This is a genomic window from Flavobacterium sangjuense (assembly GCF_004797125.1).
GTDB classification, from domain to species: Bacteria; Bacteroidota; Bacteroidia; order Flavobacteriales; family Flavobacteriaceae; genus Flavobacterium; species Flavobacterium sangjuense.
In genome coordinates, this window is the sequence record NZ_CP038810.1 from 2,713,339 (window position 1) to 2,734,367 (window position 21,029).

General features: G+C 33.2%; 16 protein-coding genes. 13 read left to right on the plus strand and 3 right to left on the minus strand.

Features of this window, described 5'->3' with window-relative positions:
• Positions 1-406: 406 nt before the first annotated feature.
• On the plus strand, positions 407-1,654 hold the full coding sequence (locus tag GS03_RS11810; RefSeq protein WP_136152748.1) for a phospholipase D-like domain-containing protein: 1,248 nt from the start codon (positions 407-409) through the stop codon (positions 1,652-1,654).
• A 29-nt stretch (positions 1,655-1,683) separates the two neighbouring features.
• Entirely contained in the window at positions 1,684-2,547 is an 864-nt protein-coding gene (locus GS03_RS11815; protein WP_136152749.1) for a DUF4238 domain-containing protein, read from the plus strand.
• A 347-nt stretch (positions 2,548-2,894) separates the two neighbouring features.
• Here the strand turns inward: GS03_RS11815 and GS03_RS11820 are convergent, their stop codons facing one another.
• Genes GS03_RS11820 through GS03_RS11830 form a run of 3 tightly spaced genes read right to left on the minus strand, consistent with a single transcriptional unit; the run spans position 2,895 to position 4,687 of the window.
• Positions 2,895-3,713 carry an ImmA/IrrE family metallo-endopeptidase gene (locus GS03_RS11820; protein WP_136152750.1) on the minus strand — a complete coding sequence of 273 codons (819 nt, stop codon included), beginning with the start codon at positions 3,711-3,713 and terminating at the stop codon, positions 2,895-2,897.
• Complete coding sequence (locus GS03_RS11825; RefSeq protein ID WP_136152751.1) at positions 3,688-4,032, minus strand: hypothetical protein; 345 nt, start codon at positions 4,030-4,032, stop codon at positions 3,688-3,690. The genes GS03_RS11820 and GS03_RS11825 overlap by 26 nt, the downstream gene beginning before the upstream one ends.
• Positions 4,019-4,687: a hypothetical protein gene (locus GS03_RS11830; RefSeq protein WP_136152752.1), complete on the minus strand. Its 669-nt coding sequence runs from the start codon at positions 4,685-4,687 to the stop codon at positions 4,019-4,021. The genes GS03_RS11825 and GS03_RS11830 overlap by 14 nt, the downstream gene beginning before the upstream one ends.
• A gap of 220 nt (positions 4,688-4,907) precedes the next feature.
• Here GS03_RS11830 and GS03_RS11835 point away from each other — a divergent pair, with 220 nt between their 5' ends.
• The 11 genes from GS03_RS11835 to GS03_RS11885 all read left to right on the plus strand — a co-directional run bounded on the left by GS03_RS11835 (position 4,908) and on the right by GS03_RS11885 (position 21,029).
• Positions 4,908-5,891, plus strand: a complete 984-nt coding sequence (locus GS03_RS11835) for a CBASS oligonucleotide cyclase (RefSeq protein ID WP_136152753.1) — start codon at positions 4,908-4,910, stop codon at positions 5,889-5,891.
• 11 nt (positions 5,892-5,902) lie between these two features.
• On the plus strand, positions 5,903-6,418 hold the full coding sequence (locus tag GS03_RS11840) for an HORMA-1 domain-containing protein (protein WP_136152754.1): 516 nt from the start codon (positions 5,903-5,905) through the stop codon (positions 6,416-6,418).
• Positions 6,418-7,302: an AAA family ATPase gene (locus tag GS03_RS11845; RefSeq protein ID WP_136152755.1), complete on the plus strand. Its 885-nt coding sequence runs from the start codon at positions 6,418-6,420 to the stop codon at positions 7,300-7,302. Before GS03_RS11840 ends, GS03_RS11845 begins: the two co-directional genes overlap by 1 nt.
• Positions 7,299-8,144: an SMODS-associated NUDIX domain-containing protein gene (locus GS03_RS11850; RefSeq protein ID WP_136152756.1), complete on the plus strand. Its 846-nt coding sequence runs from the start codon at positions 7,299-7,301 to the stop codon at positions 8,142-8,144. Before GS03_RS11845 ends, GS03_RS11850 begins: the two co-directional genes overlap by 4 nt.
• 39 nt (positions 8,145-8,183) lie before the next feature.
• Positions 8,184-9,068 (plus strand): DUF5677 domain-containing protein, encoded by an 885-nt coding sequence (locus GS03_RS11855; RefSeq protein WP_246034080.1) that lies wholly within the window; start codon positions 8,184-8,186, stop codon positions 9,066-9,068.
• Between the two features lie 267 nt (positions 9,069-9,335).
• Complete coding sequence (locus tag GS03_RS11860; RefSeq protein WP_136152757.1) at positions 9,336-10,706, plus strand: hypothetical protein; 1,371 nt, start codon at positions 9,336-9,338, stop codon at positions 10,704-10,706.
• Complete coding sequence (locus GS03_RS11865; RefSeq protein ID WP_136152758.1) at positions 10,679-11,356, plus strand: condensin complex protein MksE; 678 nt, start codon at positions 10,679-10,681, stop codon at positions 11,354-11,356. The genes GS03_RS11860 and GS03_RS11865 overlap by 28 nt, the downstream gene beginning before the upstream one ends.
• A complete protein-coding gene (locus GS03_RS11870; protein ID WP_136152759.1) occupies positions 11,353-14,505 on the plus strand; it encodes a hypothetical protein in 3,153 nt (1,050 codons plus the stop codon). The genes GS03_RS11865 and GS03_RS11870 overlap by 4 nt, the downstream gene beginning before the upstream one ends.
• Entirely contained in the window at positions 14,502-15,416 is a 915-nt protein-coding gene (locus GS03_RS11875; RefSeq protein WP_136152760.1) for a Wadjet anti-phage system protein JetD domain-containing protein, read from the plus strand. The genes GS03_RS11870 and GS03_RS11875 overlap by 4 nt, the downstream gene beginning before the upstream one ends.
• 504 nt (positions 15,417-15,920) lie before the next feature.
• Positions 15,921-17,603: a T9SS type A sorting domain-containing protein gene (locus GS03_RS11880; RefSeq protein WP_136152761.1), complete on the plus strand. Its 1,683-nt coding sequence runs from the start codon at positions 15,921-15,923 to the stop codon at positions 17,601-17,603.
• 51 nt (positions 17,604-17,654) lie between these two features.
• Positions 17,655-21,029, plus strand: a complete 3,375-nt coding sequence (locus GS03_RS11885) for an RHS repeat protein (RefSeq protein WP_136152762.1) — start codon at positions 17,655-17,657, stop codon at positions 21,027-21,029.

Here is a 21,029-nt window from a genome sequence, read left to right on the forward strand (position 1 = left end):
TTTTTATATTATTTTAATGCCACTACACTTTTCTAAATTAAAGAAACATTTAGCAAATTATTCAGCAAATTTAGGTTTATTATAAACAAATTCTAGGCACTTGGAATTCTTTATTTCTCTCTCTAATAGTGTCTGTCTGAAAGGATTTTATAACAAGCTGACAGTAAGCAATGTTGAAAAGTAAGTAGATTAATTTTATAAAATTGATGATGGAACTGCTATAGGGCACAAAGAACTTCACAAGAATTATCGAATGAATTATTCAATTCCTGAATCCTAGGCTATCTTATGTAAATAAAAGTATAGTTTAGTTATTTTAAACAAATCTGCATAATATAAATATCTTACATATCTTTGATTGTGTATGAGGAAAAGTCTTTATCAAAAATTATAAATCCCAAAAAACATGATTATACATTCCAACGTTAAGGAGAGCATTAAAAAGGAGTTGGTCAACGCAAAATCTATATGGGTAGCTTCCGCAATGATTAGTTATAAAGGTTGGTTATTTCTGCAGCAAAATCTACCAAAAGAGGCAAGCCAAAATTATTTAATAGGGATTGATCTTGCTACTGACCCAAAAGTATTTGAAGCTATTTATACTGATACCAATCTAAATGCCCGGGTTTATGAAACAAAATATACTTTTCATCCAAAAGTGTATTTAATTCAAAAAACAGATAATTCTTTTACCGCCTTTATTGGGTCATCCAATACGACAAATTGGGGTTTGGAAAAAAATGTTGAAATGAATTTTCAAATTAATGATGTAGCAGAATGTCAGAAATTGTTAGTATGGTTCAAAAACCTATATTTAAAAGGTCACATGATCGATCAAAAATTTATCAACGAATATAAAATCAAATTTAAAAAGGCAGCGGGTAAGGCTAAGGAAATTGAAAGAGAGATTAACAATATAAAAGCAGGTTTTTTTAATGACGGAGAAATGTTTTTTTCAAAAAATCAGCATGAAATATTTAATGGTAGATACCACCGTGTTAATACTCCTGACATTAAAAAAATCAGGCGGGAAGTCAGGGAAAAATTCCTCAAATTACATCAACTGATCTACCCTCAGTTTAAAGCTTACGGATTATCAGACTTGTATAGTCATCATCAATCCAGAGAAATAGTCAGTAGGCATTTCTTTAATCCCTGGAGCGGGAACTATATTAATGCAATGTGGTTGCATTACGGAAAATCATTAAATCACTTAAAAACATATACAACAAAAGATAAGTCAATAAATAAGCCGGATTCCTTTATCAATAACATTCGGATGCAGGTAATAATCCATGAAGATGATATAGGGATATGGTTAGTTTTGGGTAGAAACAATGGCAGCAGGAAAGACAGGGAACATTTCAGGCAGCAAATGCAAAACAAAGTTTTTCAGCAAAAATTTTTCGACGCTTTAAAAAAACTAGGGAACGAATATTGGATTAATGTACCTGATGCTCCTGCTATACAAAATTTCAAGACTCCTGCTGACTTGGTTAAAGAGACTAATAAAGAAACACTGGAACAATACTTCATCATTGGCTGTAACATTCATTTGCAGGACAAAAGACTTTCTACAGAGAATATTTCGTCTACTGTACTTAAGGAATTTAGTAAACTGTATCTTTTGTATGAGATGATGAGGCATGTATAAGACTAAGCATACTCGCAAATAAAGATAAAATGGAAACATCAAAAAGACACCATTACATCCCACAATTTTTGATAAAGAATTTCAGCGATGACGACAACAAATTATGGGTTTATAACAAAGAAGAAAAAAGGATCTTAAAAAGTAAACAAAGCCCAAAAGCAATATTTTTCGATTGGGAAAGGAATCTGTTTGATATCAATGGAACACCCGGAGATAACATAGAGAAAATGTATAGGGATGTTGATGATTTATTAGCCAAGACATTAGAAAAAATCCTATCAACATTAACAATGACAGGAAGAGAACAGACACTGATGCTTTTTTTAGTTTCATTAATGAAATGGAGAATACCTAAAGTAGATGATAATTTTTATGACTTGGTAAAAGGAGTTCCTATTGAAAATTTAGGTTTTGCCTTTCGCCATATAGATCCTGCCACAAAAATTAGCACTGATGAAATAAATAGAATCAACGATCTCGAAATCATAAAAGAAACAAAGCGTCTGCTTTTACCCATACAACCTCTAATTAATGAAGAAACAGTTTCTGAAATCCATAAAAATTGTTTTTTAGTTTCACACGACGGATATCCTGCATTACTGGGAGATTGTCCCATTATTGAATCCCAAAACTCTGATTTTAAAATGCTCGAGGATTTTATATTCCCACTGAGTTCAAAAGAAACCTTTATTTGCAAAAGAGGAGCCGAAAAATCTATATTAAGTCCTCTTTTTTATATTCAAAAAGACTTAACAATTTTTCATTTATCAAAAAAATATGTGGCGTGCAAAAGTCGGGAACACTTAGAGAATATCGTTAATATATATACTAAGCTAGAGATCGAAAATAAAACGCATTTATTGACAAAATATGTTTTTGAATTTATTAAATAATAGTTTCTACACATTCTATTAATGATGCTCTAAGTGAAGCTGTAAAAATAATAGCATCTAATCCTGAAGGTGTGTCTATGAATCATATAATGAGAGGAACAGAAAAATCAAGTGCAACAGTAAAAAGTCATTTACAAATACTAAGACGACTTTATTTTATTAAATTCAATGCTGCCAAAACAGGCAAATATATTGTAATACAACAAAAGAATAAATTAAATAAAAGAAAGTAAATTCAACTAGTAACTTGAAAAATACACTTTTATTTTTAACCAATTAAGATATATAAATATTTAAAAGAGCTATTTAAAAAATATTGGTTGGAAAAATAGGAAAAGAATAGTCCGTTATTTAAACCATAAAAGGCTAATCACATAACTGTAATTATCTGAATAAAAACATTGTTCATACATTGTTCTATTAGCACGATTATCATTGTCAAATGGATAAAACCAATCATCAGATGAAAGTTCTTGAATAGCAGTGTGCTTACTATCGACTGTTGTGAAAAATTCACTGGCTACAGTAGTTCTTGGTAAAGCACCTCCCACTTTAAATTTAAATGGCCATTGCGGAAAATCATCACTTCGTAAAAACCATTTTGCAATATTATCTTGCGAGATAACTGCAAAAATTTCATGAGTCCCAATCTTACTGAATCTAATCAATGTAGCAATGATACTAGTTTGAAATGCTTCCGACAATTTAAAAATGGTATCAAATGAAAAGTTTTTACCTCCTGAAACATTTCTGAATTTCTCCCTTGGCATTAATAAAACACTGGCAAAATAATCTGCTTCTAGTTCCATTAAATTTTTCTGATTGATATTATGAAAGGAGGCATGAGGTTCAAGTAAACCATATTTTAATCCTAGCCTATGCTGCTCAATGAAAAAATGCCCTAATTCATGTGCAAAAGTGTAGCGACCCCGTTTGGAGAATTGATTATTCCCATTATCGATATTTATATGTATATGGAAATTTAAATCTTCAGTGTCGTAAAGTAACATTCCATCAAAAGCATCTTCATAATGGTCGAAATAATGTGAAACATCCTCGTCCTTTGCGATTTCTTCCAAAAGAGTAAGATTTCCATTTGAAAAGTCACTCGCTATAAATTCTGCAAGTTTTTCTATTTCATTAATCCGATGATTTGGTATCACCATTTTTTTTGGAATTGTTTTGATTATTCTTTATTTTATTCAAAATATGTTCTGGCAACTTACTCCCATTACGAGCAACCATTCTATATTCCGTAAGCTCTTCAGGTTTTACAGATTCGGGAATCTGAATACTTTTTGGGCTTTCCTCTCCTCTAATGATTTTTGCTGGGTCAATTTCTAATCCGGTTAAACCATAGTCAATATGTCCAAAAAGCGTCTCGAACCTAGACAACTCAACTTCATTTCTTGGAAAAAGAAATCCGGTTGACGCTAACCATTCGGTAACATTTTCTGGTGTTATATGTTTTTTACTTTGAGCCATATAATTTCAAATAAGTGTCCACAATATCAAATGAATCTTTTTTATAGCTTCTAATAGTTGCCTGAGATAAATCAAGTTCGCTTCTTAAACTTTCAAGTAATTTCCTCGGAAGCTTATAACCGTCTTTTTCATGCATCTTGTACGTTAAATAAATTATTTTATGTTTAGGCGATAATCTGTCAAGTGCATTTTGTATAATCTCTTGAATTCTTTTTAATTCTCTTAGTTTTGAAGGCTGCATATTAGATTGCTCCATATCTGGAAAATCTTTTATAATTTCTTCATCACCTATATAAGGGCTTAAATCATTTCCAAGTATTTCATTTTTAAAACCTGGCAGAAGATTCTGCGCAATTCTAAAAAGAAAAAAAAGAACACAGGTGTCAATTTCTTTATTACACTTATCCTTATTAAAACTTCCTGCGTATTTTCTAAATCTATCGAATACCTTTTCTCCAAGTTGAACAGTATAATCTTGATCTAAATTCCACTGTTTACAAATAGGAATTAATTTTTTTAACAGTTGAAGCTGAAACCTAAAACAAAATACCATAAAAGCGTCATCAGCCGTGCTTGAATAAGCTGGATCGCTTGACCATTGAATATATTCAATGAGATTTTCGGTAGATTCATTTTGTAATTTCTGCCACGCCATGTATTGCTTCTGTATAATACTACCTAAAACCGTGGTAACGATTTTAGTAGTAATAGTAGAACACAAAGTTATAAATTAAAATGAGCCTAACTATGATAATTATCAATAAATTACTTACAGATAAAATAAATGCTCCTTAAAATAAAGATGTTATGTCAGTATGGCAGATTACAATATAAGGAATAATATTTGAATAAACTTTTAACATAAAATTAATAAGATGAAATATACAAACGACGATTTAGGGTTCTTTGTTGATAAAATTAAGCTAAAACCTGAGGATATGCCAAAATATAGGACTCAGATAAATAATCTTAAAGAAAAATTGGAGAACAGAATTAAAAATGATGACAGTCACGGATTAAAAGTGACTAAATATATTTTAGCGGGCTCTTGGAAAAAACATACGATTTTAAAACCAACCGGAGATTATCCAATAGATATTGATTTGGTTTTATTTGTTGGCGGTGATGATAACATTCAAAATGATTTAAACAAACTTTTCGAATACATCATTACTTATCTGGAAGAAATCTATCCCCAAAAAGATATAAGAAAAGTAGTTGATGCGAAGGGAAACACTAAATCTATTACAATTATTTTTAGCGGTTCTGGCTTAGAGGTGGATATTGTTCCTGTGGTTCCAATTTCTTCACCTGCTGAATATGTTTGGCAACCTTCTAGAAGAGGAGGTTCAAAATACATAACAAGTATTTCAAAACAGTTAGATTTCTCTGTAAACAACAGAAAAAACAATCCTTCTTACACTAGTATTGTTAGGGCTCTAAAATGGTGGAGGAATGAAAAGGAACTAAAACCAACAGATGATGAGCCAGGATTATCTTCTTATGTTGTCGAATTGATAGTTGCCTACCTGGATATAAATCATGGAGTAGAAAGCAATATCGAAGAAGCAATAATTAGATTCTTTCAATTTCTGAGTGGCCGCAGTTTTCCGGTAATTTCTTTTAAGAATGCAATTAATACCGTTCCGGCATATTACACATCAAGTATTTATGTTGGAGATGATACCAATAACGAAAATAATGTCTCAAAAAGGATGACTGATGCTAAGTGGAAAGAAATTGTTGATGAAGCTTCCGATGCGTTTGATTCTTTGAATATTGCACAGTCCAAACGAAATGAAGGAGATACCTTGACTGAATGGAAACATGTTTTCGGTTCAAGTTTTAATATTAAGTAAAAAAGGAAAATATGTACGGAACAAATACAATAACAGGAACTTATACCGTAATCGATATAAGAAAAACGTTTGAAGGCTGTGAGGCTGACATCAGAACGATTGCTAGAAGAACAGATAAATGGTCGATGGCATACGTGGATAACTTATTCCATGATATTATTGAACTTGCTGAAAACGGTTATTTAGAGACGGTTACAATAACCTTGAATAATACGACTACCGGAACAGCAATAAGAGCTGCAAAATTTACTGTAAACTCAAATGGCACCGCTACATCAAGCGAAAGAGCTGGAAGTAATAATGATTGGGAAAATTTAAGTAATACAAATTTATCAGTCATTTTATCGTACACTTCAAAGTGGCATAATTTATCGGCTATTGAGCAAAATAGTTTTCAGAAAACCCACTCTTTTAAAATTGGGTGGGTTTCATCCAATGTAAATACAAACTTCCCGCATTTAAATAGTAATAACGCGCAACTATATGCCAGTAAAGGGTATGAACTGCAAAAAACAAATTTTAAATAATGGCTTCAATCTTTGATAACGCAACGGTTCTTCCTAGTGCTTCAATACAGGAAAAGACAAAAAATCTAGTTGGATTTGAAAAAAAATTTAATCGGATTTACACCAATCTTAAATTATTGCTAGACCAAGAGGGATTAATAACTTGGAGTAAAAAATTTCATAATGTTCAATTACCTGTAATTGATCAGATAAAAGATAAATATCCATTGATTATTTTAGCCGGAGACGCCGGTACAGGAAAAACAATTGCAGCAGAATCTATTGCTGACAGAATGGTAAGAGAGCTTAATAAAGAGGGCCATTTCCTAAAACTGAGTACTAGGGTGCGTGGTGAAGGTTTACATGGTCAAATGGGAAATTTGGTAAATGATGCATTTGCCGAATTAAAAACTCAGGCTGGTAAAAAAAGATTGGCATTTTTACTCATTGACGAGGCTGATGCAATTGCAACAACACGTTCAACTATGCAAATGCATCAAGAAGAAAAAGCAGCAGTAAACACACTAATTCAAAAGATTGATGAAATTAGAGAATTGGATGGTAGAGCTATTGTATTTATGTCTACAAACAGGTTACATTTTCTTGATGAAGCAATTCTAAGAAGAGCTGCAATAATTTTAGAATTTGAAAGACCGGATAAAGAGGAAAGAATTGCATTATTTGAAATGGGTTTAAAAGGAATTGACTTTTCAAAAGAACAGTTAGAATCATTAGCTAATTTGACTGGGCCAGAACAAAATGATGGATTAGGACATTCTTTCTCTGATATAAGATTACGCGTCTTACCGGAGGCTTTAGCAAATTCGTTTCCTGATAAAGCCTTAACTTACGAAATTTTAAGCGAAACAATAACCAAGATACAACCAAGTCCAAAAATAATATGATGCGATATATAATTAAATTTTGTTTAGGTGTAGTATTGATAATTGTCGGATACTATTTTGTATCCGACAATTTACAACCGGAAATTATCGGAGCTGGAATTCTTTTGTTGGTTGACTTACTAATTTTAGATGCTTTTTATGATTTAATTATTAATTGGAAAAGAATCTTTTTAGTGCTAAAGTGTAAATATTTGGGTTTTAGCAATCAATATATAAGATTTTCAATGTCATACCTATATCGGATTAAAGTCAATGATAAATACCTATTAGTTAAAAGTTCAAATTTTCCTCATTATCAACTTGTGGGTGGTAAATACAAAAGACTGAAGAGTACTCAAAGTTTATTACGAAAAGAGTTTGATGCTAAAGATGATATAAAACTGGCAACTAGTGGCCTTATGAAACATGATTATGCTTTATTTGTACCTGCAAAAAAAGCAATTAAATTTCTTGATTGGTTCAATACCAAACAAGACAGGGAGATTTCACATTGGCGAGAATTTTATGAGGAATTGGTTGATGGAAAAGGAAAAATCCTTTCAAGAGAAAATTTTCCATATGTGAATTATAATTATGTTGGTACAATAACAACTCCTATTAAACGGACTCCTGGGTGGAATTGTTACGAGATATTACAATATGATATTTTAGATTTAATTCCAAATAGTAAACAAAAAAAAGAACTTGAAGCTCTTTTAGAAAAAGGTGATACAGACTATATAAAATGGGCGGACACTGAATTAATAAATTCTTTAGGGCATTGTAATAAAACACAAAAATTACTTTATAAAATTGGAGGTCATACAAAGTGGGCGTTAAATATGAAATGGTCCAAAGATTAGATTAAATATACATTTATAAAGGTTATTAACCAAAAACATATGGACATCAATGAACTATTGTATCATAATCCGCTCACATTTTATGAGCACATATTATTAGGTCCGCTGACTCATGTCTACTATGGAAAAAAGCAAACCAATGTCCCAAGTTGGATGAATTATTCGAATCTGTTAATTGATAAATTTGCTATTCATTCGTCGTCATTTTTTCATTTATCAGAAGGAATTATTGAACACAAAGGTTCTACTGATAAGATTAAAATCAAAGGCTACGATTTATTTACTGTAAATTCAGTGTTCAGAGTAATGATAGAAACTTACATTACTTTCAATCATATTTTTGTTGAATCTAAATCAGAGTATGAAAAACAATTTCGATTTTACCTATGGAAAATTGATGGTCTGTTTGAAAAAAAGAAGTTCAAAATCGACTATGAAAGCCTACCTGAACTAAAACCGGTTCAAGAAAAAGACAAACAGGAACTTTCAGAAATGCTAGAATTAGTAAAGAAAAATCCATTTTATAATTCATTAGAACCTTCAGAACTGGCAAAAATATATGATCCTGAAAAACGAAAATCATTATGGAAATTCGCAATCGCTGAAAATAACAAAATAAGACCTTTGAAAATTATTGAGCTTGTCGAGCAAATTTGTAAAACAGATGCTTTTATTAATGCTTATAAATACTCCTCAGTTCATTCACATTCTGGTTTTATTTCAATAGAACATTTTGAAAAAACAAGAAGTAAACCAATTTCAGACAAATATACAGATCCCTTAACCAGATTGGCGATATATTTAACAGCACTCATAATTGAAGATATTTGCATAATTGATGAAAATGCCAGAATTCAATTTTTATCGTTACCGGCATTTTTTCAGGATTTTATAACGGGTATAAATAAAAGCATTAGAGCCTAAGTTGTTTTTAATGCATGGGCACTATAATCATTTTACCTCTATAACCCACAAAAAATAATTTTCAGTTGAAATATAAAAATAGCCTTTGTTTATTTTAACACTTTTTCCCTACTTTTGAGATAATAAAGTTTTATTATTTCATTTAAGACAATACCACTTCAGTCTTTGGAAACTCGGGTTGCATTATGCAACTCATTTTTAATTGATTATTCAATAATAAATAAACAAGTAAACCATACCTTATTTAATTGTTTTCAGAAAATAGAAATGAATCAAAATCTGCAAAATATTCTTCAATCCTATGATATCCTTCTTCCTTCCAAAGAGGACGGCATGATTATATTTATGTTAGATCAAAAGATTAAGGAACAAGAAATAGCTGAGCAATTTTCATACAATGACTTTAAACAAACCGTAAAAGAACTAGCTGAATTTGCATTGGGTGCAGTGCCGCATTCTGAAGCTATACTTAAGAACTTACTTAATAATTTTATAGAACGTCCACCAGATCAAAAACACACTTACAAATTGACTGAATACGCTATGAAATTTATTAGTTTGGTTGATCAGAAACTTAACAACCCATATAGAAAGTTTCCTCTTCGAGAAAGTTTTGAGAAGTATACCAATTTTCAAGCGAAGGACATACAGATTATTGATCAATTCGAAAGTTGGTTTCAGCAAGGATTTAACAATACTACTAAACAGAATATTATTGATCATCTTGAAGCGTTAAAAGATGACGTTAATCAGTCAATAAGAGAGCTCAACCAACTGTTATATGAGGAAAATAGCGATATCCTGCAAACAATCTCAAAATTTACAGAGATATTCAAAGGCCTGACTGAAAAGACAGAAGAAATTCGTGATACACTTCGTCTAGGTAATAATCTTGAAAGGGAGATTGACAAGGTAGTGACCCATTTTTACGATATCTCTGACAACGTTGATAGGATAACACCAGATATTCAAAGTCAGTATAAGCAGTTGTTACAAGACTATAATAAATCAGTTTCAATACATAAAGAGGTTAGAAATTTTTTTATCGTTATCGATTCAAAAATAGGTCAGCTAAGGGAAAAAATTGTTTTTGCCAGTAATAAACTCAACGACCTGCAGCATAATTTCCGTTATCAAAGCAATTACAAGATTAACATAAAACGTTTTATGGAATTAGTATTGTCAGAATGCCAATATCACAAAGAGGGACCAATTTTACCAGTAGAATTTCCTATCAAAACGATTCCGAGCGAATCCTTTAAATACACGGCTGTGCCCTATGTAGAGACATTTTTTCCTATAAAAAAAATGGTTCAAAATGTGTCAGTGGACGGGCCATACCAACAATCAGAAAAAGAAAAAATTGAAAAAGAAATTTCACAGCAACAGCGAATTACTGCACTTGTGAGCCATTACAAGGAATTACTTTCAAAAGAAAAAGAAATGGATTTTACTCAACAATTTCACCTTATTCTAGAACGCGATCAAGATATAGAGATAGCGCTGAATGTTAGCTACGAATTATTAATTTTTGCACACCACTCCGACGAATACAGGTTGGTCATTGACCCTAAATTGCTGAAAGAATCAACTAAAACCAAGATATACTCATGGCAGACGAACATAATTCAAAAGTAGATTTTTCCTTCTTAGCAGAGGAGTCAGCTCAAAATCATTTTGGGGACCTCAATATTGAACTCCTAAGAGGAGCTCATATACAAATGGATGCATTTTATCTTTATCAACTATTGCAAGATAAAGAAATTGAATTGCGATTTTACTATAGTTCTCTTTATGGATTGGAACTGAAGCGTGATGTAAGTGGCAATGAAGTTTATTATTATCTTGATTTTTCAGATCAAGGCAAAGGAAAACTTTCAAAACAGGAAAGGTATCGAGAACTCTCTCCTTTAAATATTGTTATGGGTATTTTGCTATTGAAAACTTATTATGATAAATATTTCGATCATCAGAAAATCATCCATTTGTCCGATATTGAACAACAAATTAACGATTCCGAATACAGCAGTCTGCTAAAATCAATGTTTTTTGAAGAAGAACGTGAATTTTATTCCGAGGCAGAATGGTTAGTAGTAAAGAAAAATATAGTAAGATGCCTTAGGGAATTTGAGATTTTGGGTTGGATTTCACGTGTTCCTATCCAAGGCCAAGAGATATTATCGTTCTGCATTAGGGAAAGTATACATCGTTTCGCAAAACTTTATGAGAAAGAGTTAGTACATTTTGAAGAATTTGTTAGGGCATATAAAAAACAATCAGGAAAATGAATTATCCAAAAATATACTCACTCTCCACAGTAGGAATTGTTAAACATTATAATCAGGATTATCTATTCCATCCTGAAAGGACCGACTTTACCGGTAACAATGGAGTAGGTAAATCAATACTCGCCGATTTAATTCAATTGATATTTATCTCTGATGACCATTTGATAGAATTCGGAACAGAAAGTATGGACAAGGAAGGAAGGAGTGCCTATACGCTTCCAAAAGACACAAATGAAGCGTATGCATTTATGAATATTGAGGTGGAAAAAGATGCTTTTGTCACTATTGGTGTTTGTATTCCCAATAAAAGAAGTAAGAGACTCAAACCTTTTATCATTTTGAAAGATCTTAATCTTGATAAATCTATTGAACAATTATCATTCCCCGCTACAAAACTTCCTTCCCATAAAACATTTATACACGAGGGACAATTTCTTGGGATTGAAGAACTCACAAGGCATTTTAGAGACAGGCATTCACTCTGCCTTCAATATTTTGTACATAATGAAGACAAGGACCGCTATTATTCTTTTTTGTACAAAAAGGAAATACTTTCAATAAATCTTAGTATTAAAAGCAACCTGAAATCATTTGCAAAAATAATTCAATCGTTCTCAAGGGCTAAATCACTCAACATAAAGAATTCGCAGAATCTTAAGGATTTTCTTTTCGAAGAATCCGAAAAGGATTATCACGAAATGTTCGCTATCCACAAAACTGAACTTGAAAAACAACTTTTTGATTACAAAAATCTTGAAAGTGAAATCGCTCAGCTGGAAGGTAAACAATTGCTCTTAGCAGAACTAAAACAAATGGAAGAGAGAGCAAAAGTCTCGCACTTGGCTTATTTGGGTTATTGCATTCGTTTTGGAGAAAAACATATCAAAACTCTTCAGTTAAAACATGATTCTGGACAACAAATCCTTTTGAGTTATCAGGAAGAATTACAAAATCTAGAGAAGCGTTCTCCTCGCTTGAAAGCAGTACTTTACCAGATGGAGGACGACATTACAAAACTAAAGAAAACAAACTTAGCCCTAAGAAAATTCATGGAATATCAGCAAAGCATTGACAACTTGGTGATTGAAAGGGATAAACTTGCTAACTGCAAAGCTCCAGATGTTGGACAAATTGAAAAGAATGGCATAAGCATAAATGAATTCCATACCGAAGAATTGCTTAAGAGGATAGAAGAATTTAAGGTTGTGTTTGATAAATATCATTCCCTTAAAGCCATGAATGATAAGGTAACCCAACAGAAAAAAATAATTCAAGATTGTCAAAACGATTTTTGCCAAGAGATTAAACGAAATAAAGAAATTCTTGCCCTAATTAAACATAATAAAAAAGACAGCTTATTTTCAAAAGTTTTGGAGCAAAACCAGCCCTTAACTGAGATGCAGGAAGCAGTACTCTTCCATCTTTTATCTACTTCATGGGGCAAACCCAAAGACCCACAGAATCTAGACGATTATACAGAAAATCTTGACTTGATTAGTGAAAACAATATCACAACAGATAATCTCGCTTTAGGATACTGGTTAAAGACTGGACATCTCAACCGTTTTATACCAAAGCTAAATCAATCGCCTCTACTTAACGATCCGGGAAAATTAGCTGAGGCTTTTGCCAAAAGGCAGGCAGAAATTGAATCAGTTATATCGGGGCACGAAAGACAATTGTTAGAGCTGGAGAAATTCGAGAAAGGACAATCTTTCGATAAAAAAATTATCCAGAACGATTATCAATTGGATTCGCAACTAAAAGACTATACTGCATTTCAGCAATTTGAGAGAACAGCTCAATTGATTGCTAACTTAGGAATACGCATTGAAACAATAACAGCCGAGATAAATCAGCTCAAAGAAAAACAGGATGAGCTCAAGCTTTCTGCTCAGATTACAGAACGAGGAAATTCAGATTATTACGATAAATGGATTGAAATAAAGACAAACAACATTACATTCTGCATGACACAGATAGCCAAAGAGGAATCGAGAATAATGTCACTAAAAGATGAGCTAATTCCAATAAAAATTTCAGCTAATGAAGGAGATCACAAAAATCTTGAAATTGCTGTCGAGAAATATGATTCCACATGGTTAGATTTCTACAAAATTTATACAGATGAAGATTTTTCAACAACTGACTATCTGGTTATTTCCGCCCAAGAAGAGACGGAAACTTTTGCCGATTCGTATAGAAAACTTTGGGGGAATTATACCAGTGAATATAAACTAACGGCATCAAAATTTGATGATGCTGCAAATAGCAATATTGAGATTAAAGAACAAATTCGTGATGAAAAGTTCAGCTTTCATTTTTTAGAACAAGCACTACTCGGCCCTAAGATCAAGTATCTGGACAATATTGGGGAAAATGTCCGAGAATTAAATCGTGTTAGGTTAAGCATTGTAGACGCCATTTTCGAGACAATGTTGAAGATATTTATGCAAACGAAAGATAAATATGAGCATTATAGAAAAACTGTAAGAGACCTAAATACCTTTTTCAAAGGAACAAAAATAAGCAAAAAACACTATTTTCAAATCCACTTTGTACAACAGAAGGATTTTTCAATCGACTGGATTTATCAATTACAGAATTACAGCACAGCAGCTCATAAAACGGGTGAGCTGCCATTTTCAGATATTACAGTTGAAGATTTCGTGGAAGATTTTTTTAGAAAAGCAACAGGTTATCGGCGTAAAATCAACTTTGGGGAACTACTCGATCCAAAGACTTATTTCAACCTTGAAGCAAAACTTGAAAATGAAAATGGTGATAAAGAAACACCTGGAAGTACTGGAGAAACCTATGCTGCAGTTGTTTTACTTGGAATAGGCAGGTTATCTAAAGTACAAACTAGCACACGTAAAGGATTACGATTTATTATATTGGAGGAAACAGCAAACCTTGATGCAACCAACTTCAGTACATTTCCCGATTTGGCTAAAGAGCATGGGTATCAAATCATAACTATGACACCAAAACCATATGGTTCAGTCTCTGATGGGAGTTGGATTTTACACCATCTTATACCTGGTCTTGAGGATAATGACATCAATTTCCCTATTTCCAACAGTTATTTTAAAACTAATACCGATTCCACCTCTTTGGACCAATTTCTAACAAATTCTTTGCTATGAACTGGACAGTATTGAAATCGCTTAACGAAATTTACGAAACAGGAAAAACAAAAAAAAAGATTTCACTCATTGATAATCCTGATGTTCGACATCTTATCAAGAACACAAAAGAGCTTGGAGAATTCAAAGATGATATTGTAAAGCTTGAAGGTTTTGATACTCTTTATCAGATGAAATTTCTTTTAAATTATAATAATTATTTAAATTTTCTAAAATCAAATAATTTACTCAAACCTCAGACACGTTTCCACGAGAGTGATATTAATGTGCTTATGGACTTAGATGATCGGATGAAAAATAGGGAACTTGAAGTGATAAGAGACCAAATTATCTCCAACGAAGAAACGGTGCGAGGAGTCTCGCAAATGTTTTTTCGGGATGAAAAATATTTGGAAGGCAAGTTGTCACTGGTTGGTGCGGTCAAGCAGATTTTGCAAATAGAATCATTGGCTAACGATAAGGACCAGCAATACCTTTATGTACTCGGGTGTAAAGCACCTGAAAGAATTGTATTATGTGAAAATCTAGATTTTCTTAAACGACCAACTTTACCGCGGGCAAATAATATTGAATTATGGTATGCCGGAGGAAAAAACATTGCTAAACTTGATCACATTGATGCTAGAGGATTGCCAATATATTATTCAGGAGATTGGGATTATGATGGTTTAAAAATTTTCGAGGCAGTAAAACAGAAATTGCCTGAGATTAAACTATTAATCCCAAACGGCTTACCCAGAGAAATATCGACAACCAACCACTTGAGCTTATGGAAAAACACATATCTTTCTGGGCTTGACAAGAATTTATTTGTTGGTGCTGCTGAAAAACTAATCACTAGACTAATCGAAAATGATCAATGGATTATTGAGGAATCGAATGATCTTTTAAGGATGTTAGGCTTAAGATAAATTTTGGTTTTTAGGATATTTTAAGGCTCTATATGAAAATATGTACTCCGAAAGATTTAAATTCAAAAAAGTTAGGTTACCCTATAACTACCCCTAATCAAAACCACTCAACACTAACCCTTGCAAATACTTCAATAATCTCAAAGGTTCCGGAGTGCTTTCATCTATATTTTCTTTGAGTTAATGAATCACATTTAAAGTATGATTGGGTAAAAATTCGAATTGTAATCAAATATGTACTCAAATATTTTTTTATTCCATTTTATTATATATTTTCGTGTTAAATAAAACCAAATACCACTCATGGTTTTATCCCCCTATTTTTTTGACCAGTTTAATTACCGGAAATGCTCGTGCGATTACAGGGGAATATAATTTCTAATTATCAGATTTAAGATTTTTGCTAATAAAAAAGAATGTAAAAAATGTACACTTTTAGTGTACTTAGTTTTACAATCTCTTATTTATTTTTATTCAAATTATTTACCACCAAAATCAATTTTTATGAAACATCCCACAGTATTACTTAAACAACTCGCTATCTACGGCCTCCTTTTTTGCAATTTTTTATCTGTTTCTGCCCAAGATATTCTCTGGGAAAAGAGCTATGGTGGTAAACACGCTGATTATTTATTTGATGTTATTCCAACTCCTGATTATGGATTTATTCTGGCGGGTAGTTCCTTGTCTAAAAAAACAGGAAACAAGACTGAAGACAATCGAGGTGATTTGGATTATTGGGTTTGGAAGATGGATGAAAAGGGAGAACTTGATTGGCAGAAGAGTTTAGGTGGTTCGGGACAAGATATGCTGCAATGTATTTTACTGACTAACGATGGTGGTTTTCTTTTAGCCGGTTCGTCAGAATCAGGTGAAGAGTTGGATAAAAAAGCGAAAGCAAGAGGTGAAAGTGATTTTTGGATTATAAAACTCAATGCCAAAGGCGGTGAAGAATGGCAGAAAACTATTGGCGGGTTGCGGCAGGATGAAATTAATGGCGTAGTCAGAACTAAAGATGGAGGATTTGTTTTGGCAGGCTCATCTAATTCACAAGCCTCTGGAGAAAAAATTACTACCAATTATGGCGGGATGGATTATTGGGTAATAAAAATTGACTCAAAAGGAGCAATTGTCTGGCAAAATACTTTTGGTGGAATTTATAACGACCAGTTACGAAGCATTATTACAACAAAAGATGGGGGTTACCTTTTAGGAGGTAGTTCTAATTCACCTGACGGTGGAACTAAAACACAAAAGAATATTGGTCAATCGGATTACTGGATTATTAAAATTGACGAAAAGGGTCAAGAGCAATGGCAAAAAACTATTGGTGGCAAGGGAGATGATAAGTTAGCTATTGCTTGTGAAACAAATGATGGGAATTTTATCCTAGGCGGTAACTCTAATTCAGAGAGTGGAGGTGATAAAAGAAGTAGTAATGAAAGCGGAACGGATTTTTGGGTGCTTAAAATCGAAAAGGATACAAAAGAAATCCTATGGCAGGAAACCTATAATGTTGCTAAAGCAGACATTTTGACTTCCTTGGTTGAGAATAATGATAAAACGATTTTACTTGGAGGCTATGCACAGGGAGAAATGGAAAAGAAAAAAGCACCTATAAAACAGGCAAAAGCTATAAAAGGTAAGTCATCAGTTATAAACGAAGACCCTAAAATGAAAAAAGGGACAGATGATTATGTTGCCATTAAGATAAGTGAAAAGGGAGAAGAGTTGTGGCGTAAGGATGTAGGTAGTGATGGTCAGGATATTTTGATAAAAGCGATTGAAACAAGGGATGGTGGTTATTTGATGGCAGGAACCAGTAAAGCAATTCTAACTAGTGATGGAGGTATAAAAGCAACAGGCAATAAAAGTAGCGGTAATGGGAGTAATGATTTTTGGGTAGTAAAACTAAAAGATAAAGACAAACCAAAAGAAGCTAAAAAACCTGTAGAAGCAATACCAAATCCTGCTATGGATTATACCAATGTGATTGTGGGTTATGATTTTACAAAAGGAACTGCTACGCTGGTTGACATGGCGGGACGTGTTCTACAGCAGTTTGCCATTACTGAGAGGACTATACCCATAGAACTGCATGGCCTACCCGAAGGAATATATGTCGTCAATATCAAGACGGATAAAGGTAACGACGGAGTGAAAGTGATTAAGCAGAGAAAGAGATAGACAAACTCACGAGGACAAATTAGAAATAGTGAAAAATATAAAGATAATAGTATGAGAAAATATATAACGTTAGTAATTGTTCTTTTTTATAAAATGACATGTTTGGCACAAGAGATGCCGAAAGTTATACCACCATCACCAGAAGCGGCTTCTGTATTTAAATTTAGTGAAGTACCAGTATCATTGTACACTGGATTACCAAACATAAGTATTCCATTATTTGAAATTGAATCGGGCGGAGTCAAAGTACCTATAAGTCTTAGCTATCATGCACGTGGCATTAAAGTGGCTGAAATATCTTCGCGAGTGGGATTGGGTTGGACACTAAATGCAGGAGGTATGATTTCAAGACAGATAAGATGTCAACCTGATGGAGAAGGATACCCAGCCCCCCCCTACAACGCAAGTTTTGATTTTTCTAAATCACTCGCGTTAAGAAATTATATTTGGAATTCGTTTACCGGAAGAGAAGAGGATTGGGTTGATTTCATACCAGATCAATATTTTTTTAATACCGGAACCGGTTTAAGCGGAAAATTTATCCATGATTATGCTGACAATCAAATTCTTCCTCAGAATTATAGTAACGTTAAAGTCCACTCAGTTGGTAGAATAACGGACGACAAAGGGAATGAATACTTCTTTGAAGAAGGCGATTCGGAAATTGTAAATGAGAATCTTGCCATGGAACAAGGAGCTTATGCATCAACTAATCCCACCAACCCAAGTTCACATATTAATACCTGGTATCTTTATCAAATTAAGACTCCAACCGGACAGGAAATCAATTTTACTTATGAGAACGAGAATATCAATTATTTAAGACGCTCTTATGACAAATATGAGCATGCTTACACTATCCATAATACTGGTGGTGGAGATGTTGAAATTCCGGGTGGATACAAAAGTTATTCCAATAGAATACAAAGTTATCAAAAACGTATCAGAGAAATTTCCTTTGATAAAGGAAGTGTGGTTTTTGAATATGGTACAGAAAGCCGATTGGATTTTGGTGGGAAATATTTGAAAAATGTAACACTATACGATAATGCCGGAGCTATTATTCAACAGAAGGTTTTAGATTACGAATATACCAATAGTGATGATATTGACAGTATTGCTAATATGAACTGGAATCTAATGCAAATGGATCAGAATGCGGCTAATAGATTATTTTTAAAATCAGTCCAGACAAAATACACTGATGAACATACTTTACCGCCTTATCAATTTGAATATGATACCAATAAATTACCTAGTAGACATTCAAATTCAGTAGACGCGTGGGGATATTACAATGGCAAGCAAAATGGCCAGTTTTTTCCAGAGTCTTATATGAATGGAGGAGGAAGAGTTGTCGACACTATAAAATCGGGTGCCGGATTGTTAAAAAAAATAATTTATCCTGAAGGTGGCAGCGCCAATTTTTATTATGAACCAAACAGGGTTTTTTCTAAATTTCCTAAAAGTACTGTGTACATGGACAGCAGCAGTCCCTTACTGAAGAAAGAATTTACACTTTCCCCCCTAGATCATGAGTTTACAGATTCGATTCGGAATCAACCTATTTATACACTACCATCAAAAATATTCAGAAAAGCGTTTACTATTCGAAACACTGTGATTAGTAACTTTCAATATAGTAGTATAATGGGCGACGAAACTTGTGATAGTACTCACCCCAATCATTGTAATTTTAGAGTTTCAATCCGAAAACTGGAGGATGACACTCCCATTTGTAATTTATTCCCAACTAACGATGGTCAGCATCATGCAATGAGGAGGTTATCCCCAGGTAATTATGTTCTAGTTGTAGAGCCAACCCACCCAGCTACTTTTAATCCCGTAAATGTGATGGAAACAGATGAGAATTTTTTTATGGTTCATCTACAATGGCTTGAAGAAGTAGCCGGATTTGATGACCCCATTTTTGCAGGAGGTAAACGTATACATAAAATTGAATACCAAGATACCCAAGGGAATACAGGATTAACTAAAACCTATGATTATACGGATCCTGACACTGGTAAATCAAGTGGACAGTTATTTGGATTAGCTAATTTTTTGGGGATAAAAGAAGTAGTAACCACAGTTGGTGGGCAGACATTTAATCTCCTTCAACCGCATGGGAACATCCCGGGAGCTCCTTTAAGTACCTATCAGGAAGCCAGTTTGGGGTATGGAGTAGTAACAGAATATATAGGTGAAGGAAATAATACTATTGGTAAATCAGTTTATAGGTACACGATGACTCCCGAATCGGGCGATTACTATACTTTTCCATTTCATCCGCCGCCGGATCATGAATGGTTAAGGGGTAAAGAGCTTAGTGTTGTTCATTACAGAAAAAATGATGATGAAACCTATTCCCCTGTTAAAAAAACGGAGAATAAATATTTATATGGAGGAGAAACTTATGACGTAGGATTTGGAGAAGAATCTAGTCCAAGCTGTTTTTATTCACTGCCTTATAGAAAATTATGGGAGGAGAACTTAAATTGTGATTTTGGCAGTGGGGAACCAGTAGAACTATATTGTACTCATTCGGGATACAAAAAAAATAATAAAATGTTCAGATTGCCTTTAGCTGCGATATATATCGATACAGATGCTCATACCTCTGCCTCGTGGCTGATGTATAAAGTATATCACTTAACCGGAGGTACTGTAGATTTATGGAAAACCAAAACAACCGACTATTCTATGAATGGAAATGAAATAATCAACACTACAGACTATCACTATCGTCATGATTATAATTACAATGTATCGGTTGCAACCCAGTCGACAAGTGATGAGAATCCAATTGTTACCCGATATTATTACGCTACAGATCCTGAAATGGAAAATGAACCTATTGTAGATTCTTTAAAAAGTAAAAATATGATTGATACACCCTTAACCATCAAAACCTATAAAAACCACATAAAACTGTCAGAAAACAAGACAATATACAGTAATTGGGGGAGCTCTTTATTTTTACCGGAAATCATTCAAACTTCTAAAGGCAATGCCGATTTGGAGAATAGGGTTCGCTATAACCGATATGATACGTCAGGCAATCCTCTAGAGGTACAGATGGAAAATGGAATGCTTGTTTCATATATTTGGGGCTATAATAAAACTCAACCTATTGCTAAGATAGAAAATGCGACTAATGCAGAAATAGCTTCAGTACTTGGGATGGATGTCACAACTGCAGATGAATCCAATCTTTCCTTAATTGACAACCTACGGGACACACTGCCAAATGCGATGATAACGACCTTAACTTATAGACCATTGATTGGGGTGACTACCATAACCGACCCAAAAGGTTATAAAACAACTTATACTTACGACAACTTTGGCAGGTTAAGTTCCGTTATGGATCATGAAGGCAATACAATCTCGGAGAATGAATACCATTACAGAAATCAAAACTAA

Coding starts and splice junctions, on each gene's coding strand:
- GS03_RS11880 (WP_136152761.1), top strand. CDS start 15,921: ATGAAACATCCCACAGTATTACTTAAACAACTCGCTATCTACGGCCTC.
- GS03_RS11825 (WP_136152751.1), bottom strand. CDS start 4,032: ATGGCTCAAAGTAAAAAACATATAACACCAGAAAATGTTACCGAATGG.
- GS03_RS11845 (WP_136152755.1), top strand. CDS start 6,418: ATGGCTTCAATCTTTGATAACGCAACGGTTCTTCCTAGTGCTTCAATA.
- GS03_RS11865 (WP_136152758.1), top strand. CDS start 10,679: ATGGCAGACGAACATAATTCAAAAGTAGATTTTTCCTTCTTAGCAGAG.
- GS03_RS11810 (WP_136152748.1), top strand. CDS start 407: ATGATTATACATTCCAACGTTAAGGAGAGCATTAAAAAGGAGTTGGTC.
- GS03_RS11870 (WP_136152759.1), top strand. CDS start 11,353: ATGAATTATCCAAAAATATACTCACTCTCCACAGTAGGAATTGTTAAA.
- GS03_RS11815 (WP_136152749.1), top strand. CDS start 1,684: ATGGAAACATCAAAAAGACACCATTACATCCCACAATTTTTGATAAAG.
- GS03_RS11860 (WP_136152757.1), top strand. CDS start 9,336: ATGAATCAAAATCTGCAAAATATTCTTCAATCCTATGATATCCTTCTT.
- GS03_RS11875 (WP_136152760.1), top strand. CDS start 14,502: ATGAACTGGACAGTATTGAAATCGCTTAACGAAATTTACGAAACAGGA.
- GS03_RS11850 (WP_136152756.1), top strand. CDS start 7,299: ATGATGCGATATATAATTAAATTTTGTTTAGGTGTAGTATTGATAATT.
- GS03_RS11830 (WP_136152752.1), bottom strand. CDS start 4,687: ATGGCGTGGCAGAAATTACAAAATGAATCTACCGAAAATCTCATTGAA.
- GS03_RS11840 (WP_136152754.1), top strand. CDS start 5,903: ATGTACGGAACAAATACAATAACAGGAACTTATACCGTAATCGATATA.
- GS03_RS11835 (WP_136152753.1), top strand. CDS start 4,908: ATGAAATATACAAACGACGATTTAGGGTTCTTTGTTGATAAAATTAAG.
- GS03_RS11885 (WP_136152762.1), top strand. CDS start 17,655: ATGAGAAAATATATAACGTTAGTAATTGTTCTTTTTTATAAAATGACA.
- GS03_RS11820 (WP_136152750.1), bottom strand. CDS start 3,713: ATGGTGATACCAAATCATCGGATTAATGAAATAGAAAAACTTGCAGAA.
- GS03_RS11855 (WP_246034080.1), top strand. CDS start 8,184: ATGGACATCAATGAACTATTGTATCATAATCCGCTCACATTTTATGAG.